Origin of the sequence: Rhodanobacter sp. C06, from assembly GCF_002001105.1 — a bacterium.
Taxonomy (GTDB): Bacteria; Pseudomonadota; Gammaproteobacteria; order Xanthomonadales; family Rhodanobacteraceae; genus Rhodanobacter_A.
This window is the reverse complement of the sequence record NZ_MUNP01000033.1, coordinates 1-7,998: the sequence shown is the minus strand read 5'-3', so window position 1 is coordinate 7,998 and position 7,998 is coordinate 1. Positions and strand designations below refer to the sequence as shown.

General features: G+C 69.3%; 4 protein-coding genes. 1 reads left to right on the top strand and 3 read right to left on the bottom strand.

Annotation, left to right across the window (positions count from 1 at the left end; genetic code table 11):
* Nucleotides 1-176: 176 nt before the first annotated feature.
* The 3 genes from tldD to rng all read right to left on the bottom strand — a co-directional run bounded on the left by tldD (nt 177) and on the right by rng (nt 7,262).
* Entirely contained in the window at nt 177-1,616 is a 1,440-nt protein-coding gene (tldD, locus tag B0E52_RS03700) for a metalloprotease TldD (protein ID WP_077481913.1), read from the bottom strand.
* A 69-nt stretch (nt 1,617-1,685) separates the two neighbouring features.
* On the bottom strand, nt 1,686-5,621 hold the full coding sequence (locus B0E52_RS03695; protein ID WP_077481911.1) for a YhdP family protein: 3,936 nt from the start codon (nt 5,619-5,621) through the stop codon (nt 1,686-1,688).
* 156 nt (nt 5,622-5,777) lie between these two features.
* Nucleotides 5,778-7,262 (bottom strand): ribonuclease G, encoded by a 1,485-nt coding sequence (gene rng, locus B0E52_RS03690; RefSeq protein ID WP_077481909.1) that lies wholly within the window; start codon nt 7,260-7,262, stop codon nt 5,778-5,780.
* 147 nt (nt 7,263-7,409) lie between these two features.
* Between rng and B0E52_RS03685 the strand changes: the two genes are divergently transcribed.
* On the top strand, nt 7,410-7,998 hold a 589-nt coding region (locus B0E52_RS03685), incomplete at its 3' end, for a response regulator transcription factor (protein ID WP_077481907.1).

Below are 7,998 nucleotides of genomic sequence, written 5' to 3'. Positions count from 1 at the left end.
CGTCGCCTTGCGGTGCCGTTCGAAACCGGCGTCGTGCTCCATCGACAGGCTCATCTGCTTCGGCGTCATCGCGTAACATCCGTCCTCAGGTCGAGCTTCGACCACGGGGCAAAATCAGAGTTTCCCTAGCCCTGCGGAGAACCTCTCCCGCAAGCAGGAGAGGCGAAGGGACAACGTTACGCAGCCGTGCCACCCACCGTCATCGCGTCGATCTTCAGCGTGGGCTGGCCCACACCCACAGGCACGCTCTGGCCGTCCTTGCCGCAGATACCCACACCCTCGTCGAGCTTCATGTCGTTGCCGATCATGGAGACGCGGGTGAGCACGTCGGGACCCGAACCAATCAGCGTGGCGCCCTTCACCGGTGCGGTGATCTTGCCGTCCTCGATCAGGTAGGCCTCGCTGGCGGAGAACACGAACTTGCCGTTGGTGATGTCGACCTGGCCGCCGCCGAAGTTGGGCGCGTACAAGCCCTTCTTCACCGAGCGGATGATTTCCTCGGGGTCGTGGTTGCCGCTGCGCATGTAGGTGTTGGTCATGCGCGGCATCGGCAGCGCGGTGAAGGATTCGCGGCGGCCGTTGCCGGTGGGCGCCATGCCCATCAGGCGGGCGTTGAGCTTGTCCTGCATGTAGCCCTTGAGGATGCCGTCCTCGATCAGCACGGTGCAGTTGGTCGGTGTGCCTTCGTCGTCCACGCTGAGCGAGCCGCGGCGGCCGGGCAGCGTGCCATCGTCCACCACGGTGACGCCGGGCGCAGCCACGCGCTGGCCAAGCCGGCCGGCGAAGGCGGAGCTGCCCTTGCGATTGAAGTCGCCCTCCAGGCCGTGGCCGATCGCCTCGTGCAGCAGCACGCCGGGCCAGCCGGGGCCCAGCACCACGGTCATCTGGCCGGCGGGCGCGTCGACGGAGTCGAGGTTCACCAGCGCTTGGCGCAACGCCTCGTCGGCGAAGGCCAGCGCACGGCCGTTCTCGATCAGTTCGCGGTAACCGTAGCGGCCGCCGCCGCCCGCATAGCCCTGCTCGCGGCGACCGTTCGCCTCGGCGATCACCTGCACGTTGAGCCGCACCAGCGGGCGCACGTCGGCCGCCAGCGTGCCATCGGAAGCGGCGATCAGCACGGTGTCGATGGTGGCGGCCATGCTCACGATGACCTGGGTGATGCGCGGGTCGCGCGAGCGCGCGTAGGCGTCCACCTCGCGCAGCAGGGCGATCTTGTCGGGATTGGGCAGGCTTTCCACCGGGTCGATCGCAGGATAGAGCGCGCGACCGCCGGCCAATGCCAGCGGCTGGCCCGCGCCGCGGCCATCTTGCGCGATCGCACGCGCGGCCTTCGAGGCGTCCAACAGCTGCGGCAGCACGATCTCGTCGGAATAGGCGAAGCCGGTCTTCTCGCCGGAGATCGCGCGCACGCCCACGCCTTGCTCGATGGAGTGGCTGCCGTCCTTGACGATGCCCTCTTCCAGCGTCCACGACTCGCTGCGCGAGTGCTGGAAATACAGGTCGGCGGCGTCGATGGACGGCCCCATCAGCTGCGCGAACACGCGCTCGAGGTCGCCGGTGGCGAGTCCGCCGGGGGTCAGCAGCCGGCTCTGGGCCTGGGCGATCGGGGAATCCATGGGGGTCTTTGGTCGATGCGATAAGGGTGGGTAAAGAATGGGGGCGCGGCGCGCGAAATCAAAGCCGCATCAGCGTCCCGTCGATGACGCCGCCGCCGGCAACGCCTGCAGGCTGTCGCGCAGTGGCATCGTGATGACGGAACTGGAAGACGGCGCAGCGGGCAGCAGCGGCGGCTGGGTGGCGGCAGGTGCGGCAGCCGGCAATCCATGCTTCTCGACCAGGGTCATCACCGGTTTGTCCCAGCTGCCGGTGACGTGGTAGCGCGCGCCGACGGTCTTGTTGAGGCCGTGGCCCAGCAGACCCTGCACGGCGAGGCCGGCGGCGGCGCCGACCGGGCCACCGACCACCGCACCGATCACCGGCAGGCTGTTGCCGATGTGCGGGACGACCAGCACGTACTGGTCGTAGTCCTTGGCGCGCAGGCCGGTGCGGCCGGTGATGCTGATCTGCGCGGCCGGGCCCTTGATGACCAGGTTGTTCGTGGTGGCGCTGCCGTCGGCGAGGCGGAACTCGCCGGTGATCGAGTCGAAGCCCAGGCCCTTGCCGAACACGTCGCCGAAATCCAGCGTCAGGCGGCGCGGCAGCTCGGCCAGCGAGACCAGGCCGAACAAGCGACCCACGCCCGGCCCCACCTCGGGGATGCGGCCGTCGTTGACGTGGATGCCCAGCGTGCCGGTGGCGTTGACGAGGCTGAAAGCGGACGGCGCACCGGGCCAGCTGGCATCGAGTTGGTCCTCGGTTTTGCCGCCGTTGACGAGGCCCGTGTAGCCGAACGCGGTGAGCATCTTGCCGAGGTCGTCGGCGGCGAAGCCGATGTGCATGCGGGTGTGGCTGTCGGTGGGCGTGCCGTTCCAGTCGCCGCTGCCGGTGACCTGCACGCTGGACGACAGCGCGCGCAATTGGTCGATGTGCATGCCCTGCGCGGTGGGCCACGTCTCCAGCCGCGCCTCGCCCAGCTTCGCGTCGCCGAAGCTCAGGTCGCCCACCCACAGGTGGAACGGCGGCAACGCGGCGGGATTGATGCCGGTGTTGGCGGGATTTTCCTCGGGCTGGCTGGCAGCCACCTTGCCGCTGGGCGCGGGTGGATTGCCCGGCCAGTGCAGGTGTTGCAGACGTACGGTGATGCCGCGCTTGTCCAGCTCCTTGCTCGGCACACTGAAGCGGCCGGCCATCGCGGGGCCGTTCACCTCCACCTGCAGATGGTCGACCTCGGGTGTGGCCTGCAGGGTCATCGCGCCCAGCGGACGGCCGAACCATTCGGCGTGGTCGGTGCCCACGTCCACGCTTTCCAGCGACGGACCGCCGCCGGTGTCGCCGGCGGCACCGTTGCTGCCCGCGGCCAGCGCGACCGCCTGCTGCACCCAGCCGGTGACGTCCAGCTTCGCCGCATGGCCGCGGATCCGCAGCCCCTGCGCGGGCAGTTCCACGGGCATCTGCGTACCGAACGCCAGCGTGCCGGCCAGCGGCTTGCTGCCGTCGGCCAGGCGCAGGTGGCCGCGCGCCTGTTCGCCCAGCGCCAGCTTGAGGTCGGCGCCTTGCAACGGCAGGGTCAGCACCAGGTGCAGCGGCAAGGTCTCGGCGGCGGACTTCTTCAGCGGCACCGGCACGTCCAGCGCCATGCCGGCCAGGGTGGAATCCAGGGTCAGCGTCTGCACCAAGGCGCCGCCGTTCGCCGGCTCGGTGAGGCTGAAGCCGATGTCGAAGGGGCTGCGCCCGCTGCCCAGCGGATCGAGCCAGTCCAGCGTGGGGATTCCCTCGGTGAGGTCGGCGAAGCTGTAGCTGCCGCTGAGTCTGGCCGCCAGCACGGTGGCCGGATCACCGGTGGCGCCGGCGATCGCCAGGTCCAGCGTGGACGGCTGGCGGTGGGCGCTGCCGATCAGCGGGCCGGCGTGGAAGCCGTGGCCGTCGAACGTGGCCGGGCCGCTGAGCTGGTCCAGCTTGAGGTTCCAGTCCGGTTCGCTCACGTCCATGTTGCTCAGTTGCGCATTGCCGGTGAGGGTGAAATTCTCCGCCGCGCCCAGCGGCAGCGAGAGATGGAAGCCGAAGCTGCTGCTGCCGCCCAGTTTCAGCTTGGATAACAGGTCCGCCTGCTTGCTCGCGATGGGGCTCTTCAGCACGAAGCCGAGCAGACTGGCGTTGCTGCCGCTGCCGTCGACGTTGAGGTCCAGCGTGCCGTCGGCGAACTGGGGAATCAGCGCCACCACCTTGTCCGCCTTCACGCCCAGCGAGGAACCGCCGTCCGCCTGCACCAGCATGCCGCTGTTGATGAAGCTGGCGATGGCATGGATGCCGGTGGCCTCGGGCCAGTCGGGCGAGTAGCGGAACGTGAGGTTGCTGATCTCGGCGTGCGCCTCGAAGCGGCCCTCGTTGTGCTGGAACGGCCAGTCCTTGAGGTCGCCGCGCACCAGCACCTCGCCGTGGTCGATGTTGCCGCTCACCAGCGCGCGGTCCAGCCATGCCACGGTGGGCGGCGGCATCGCATCGATCGGCCAGAACAGCTTGGCGGCGGTGACGTCGCCGTGGCCCAGCGCGGCGTACAGGTCCAGGAACGGCGAGCCGCCGGCGTCGTGCAGGGCGATCTCGCCGCGCAACTGGCCGCCGTAGCCTTGGCCCTCGAAATCCAGTGGATCCAGCCCCAGGTGCCAGTCGCCGTCCGCGTGCCAGAACGCCAGCGTGCCACCCAGCTTCGACATCACGAACGGCTGGCGGAAGCTGTGCGTCGCGCGCACCGTGGCCGCCTGCACGGGCAGTTCCAGCGACACCGCCTCGCCATCGCCGCGCAACGTGCCCTTGAGGCCGTCCACGCCGGGCAGCGCGCCGGCCGGATCGATGCCGAGGTCGCTGAAAGTGGCGGCCAGTCGCTGCAGTCCGCCAGCCTGGGTCCAGGCCAGCGCCACGTCGTCCAGCTTGCCGTGCGGATGACCCGCACCCAGCCACGTCGCCAGCGCGGGCGGCAGCTTGGGCGCGAGGCCCAGCCACGGCAGCAGCGGTGCCAGTTGCAGGTTGCGCGCCGCCGCCTGCACGGCCAGTTGCGGCGTGCCGGGATGGTGCAGCCAGACCGCCAGCGCGCCCTGGTCGTCACCGGCCCAGCGCAGCTCGTAACCGTCGGCGCTGCGGCTCAGTTCGGCCTCGCCGCGCAGCGCGGGCACTTCGACCCGACCGTTCGCGCCGGCGATGCGCAGGCCGTCGAGGTCGAGGCGGGTGAAATTGCGCACTACCTTGCCCTGCTTCCAGTCCAGCCACGCGGCCACGTTGCCGTGACCGGCCTGCACGGCGTAGCCGCCCAGGTCCACGCCGGCGAGCAGGGCGCCCAGGTCGAGGTTCTGCCCGGACAGCCACAGCCGCCCGCTGCTGCCGTCGTCGCGGAAGCGCCCCGCGCCGCGCAGCTCGCCCGGTGCGCCTTCGCGGCGCAGCAGCGCGCCCACGCGGATATGGCTGCCCTGCCGGCTCAGGCGCAACTGGTCGGCGATCAGGCTGTAATGCTTGCCGCTGGCCGCGTCGGTGATGTTCAGCTGCAGGTTGTCCAGCCACAGCGCCACCGACAACTGGCCGAAGCCGGGCTGCTGCTCGCCGCCGCCCCCGGTGCCGAGGCCATTGATATGCCAGCTGCCGTCCGCGTCACGGCTCAGGTCCAGCTGCAGGCCGCGCGTGCGCAGGTTCACCAGATGCCGCGACGGCAGCCAACCACCGAAGTCCAGCCGCAGCTCGGACTCGGGTATCTCGATCGGCGTACCCCGGCCGCCCGGCGGCACGCCCACGGTGACGTCGCGCAGCACGAACAGCGGGCCGGAGCCGGTCCACTTGCCCTGCAGCGAGGCGAAGCTCACCGGGCGCTGCAGCTTCGCGGAAAGCTCGCGCGCCACCCATTCCGGATGCCGCGCCAACATTGGCAGCAGCAGCTGTGCCAGCGCCATCAGCACGGCCAGCGCGATCACGGCGATGCCGGCGACCCAGCCCAGCGCGCGTGCGCAAAGGTGCAGCCGACGCAGCCAACCCGCGTTCATCGACGGCAGGCCGCGCCGTCGAAGGCATCCACGCCCTTCACGACATCGTGCCCGCACAAGCAGGCAGACAGCGCCTGCAGGTCATCAAGCGCAAAAGCACCGGACTCCCGCTTGCGCGGGAGCGACGGGCAAACAACCAGCCACGCGGACCGGCGCTTACAGCAGCACCACATCAAACTGTTCCTGCGAATAATGTTCCTCGGCCTGGAAGCGTATGCTTTTGGAGATGAACTCCTCCAGTTCGGCCACCGCCGCGGACTCCTCTTCGAGGATGCGGCCGACCACTGCGGGGCTGGCCATCACCAGCAGCTTCTCGGCGTTGAACTGGCGCACCGCGCGGGTGATCTCGCGGAAGATCTCGTAGGTCACCGTCTCGGCGGTCTTCACCGTGCCGCGCCCCGCGCAAGCCGGGCAGGGTTCGCACAGCTGGCGCTCCAGGCTCTCGGTGGTGCGCTTGCGGGTCATCTCGACCAGCCCCAGCGAGGACATCGGGTACACCGTGGTCTTGGCGTGATCGCGCGCCAGCCCCTTGGCCAGCATGCGCAGCACCTGGCGCTTGTGCTCCTCGTCGATCATGTCGATGAAGTCGATGATGATGATGCCGCCGAGGTTGCGCAGCCTGAGCTGCCGTGCCGCCGCCTGCGCCGCCTCCAGGTTGGTGCGGTAGACGGTTTCCTCCAGGTTGCGCGTGCCGAGGTAGGCGCCGGTATTCACGTCGATCGTGGTCATCGCCTCGGTCTGGTCGACCACGAGATAGCCGCCCGACTTCAGCGGCACCTCCTTCTTCAGCGCGTGCTGGATCTCGTCCTCCACGCTGTACAGGTCGAAGATCGGTCGCTCGCCGTCGTAATGCTCCACCCGGTCGTCCAGGCTGGGCATGAACTTGTGCACGAACTTCACCACCTTCTCGAAGGTCTCGCGCGAATCCACGCGCACCTTCTCGATGTCGTCGGTGAGCATGTCGCGCAGGCTGCGCAGCGGCAGCGAGAGCTCCTCGTACACGCGCTCGCCCACCTTGGATTTGACCATGTTCTCCTGCACCACACGCCAGACCTTGCCCAGGTAGGTCACGTCGAAGGCCAGCGACTCGGCACTCTGCCCCTCCGCGTTGGTGCGCACGATGTAGCCCAGCGGGTTCTCGCCGACCAGGCTGCCCATCACCTCGCGCAGGCGCGCGCGCTCGGCCTCGTCCTCGATGCGCGCCGAGATGCCCAGGGTGTGCGCATGCGGCAGCAGCACCAGGTAGCGCGAGGGGATCGACAAGTGCGCGGACAGCCGCGCGCCCTTGCTGCCGATCGGGTCCTTCACCACCTGCACGATGATCTCCTGGCCCTCGTGCACCAGTTCGCTGATCGACGGCGTGTGGCCGTTGCCGTTGCCATGGGCAGCCGGTTCCGCACCCTCGGCGACGGGCGGGCGCACGATGTCCGAGGCGTGCAGGAAGGCCGCGCGACCCAGCCCGATCTCCACGAACGCGGCCTGCATGCCCGGCATCACCCGCTGCACCCGGCCCTTGTAGATGTTGCCCACGTAGCCGCGCTTCGACGCGCGCTCGACATGCACTTCCTGCAACATGCCGTTCTCGACCACGCCCACCCTCGTCTCGCGCGGGGTCACGTTGATCAGGATTTCTTCACTCACGGTCCACTCCCCGAATAGACGATCTTTATAGCGGTTGCCCGCGCCGACTGTCGATGCGCGGTGCACGGTGCGCAAAGACGAATGTTTTGCTAAGCCGCTCCAGCCACAATAGGCAGGCTCGCCCATGGCTTCGACAAGGGAAACAGCATGAAATTGCTGCTGGTGGAGGATTCCGAACGCTTGCGCCAGACCCTGCGCCACGGCCTCGAGGGCGCCGGCTTCACCGTGGACGCGGCCGGCGACGGCGTGGAGGCCTGTGGCTTCCTGGCCAGTTACGACTACGAACTGGTGGTACTGGACCTGATGCTGCCGCGGCTGGACGGCATCGGCGTGCTGCGCAGCCTGCCCGCGGGCGGGCGCCGGCCGCGCGTGCTGGTGCTGTCCGCCCGCGACCAGGTGCCCGACCGCATCGAGGCGCTGAACGCCGGCGCCGACGATTACCTGGTCAAGCCCTTCTCCTTCGACGAACTGGTGGCCCGCCTGCACGCACTGGCGCGGCGCCCGCAGCAAGCCCAGCCCACCGTGCTGAGCCACGGCGCGCTGTCCTGGGACCCACGCTCGCACAGCGTGAGCGTGGCCGGCCAGCCGCTGGCGCTCACCCCGCGTGAATTCGCGGTGCTGGGCCTGCTGCTTCGCCATCGCGGCCGCGCATTCAGCCGGCAGGAGATTCTCGACCGCACCGCCGGCAGCGACAGCGAGGCCTCCGACCGCAGCGTGGAGGTGCTGGTGTTCGGCC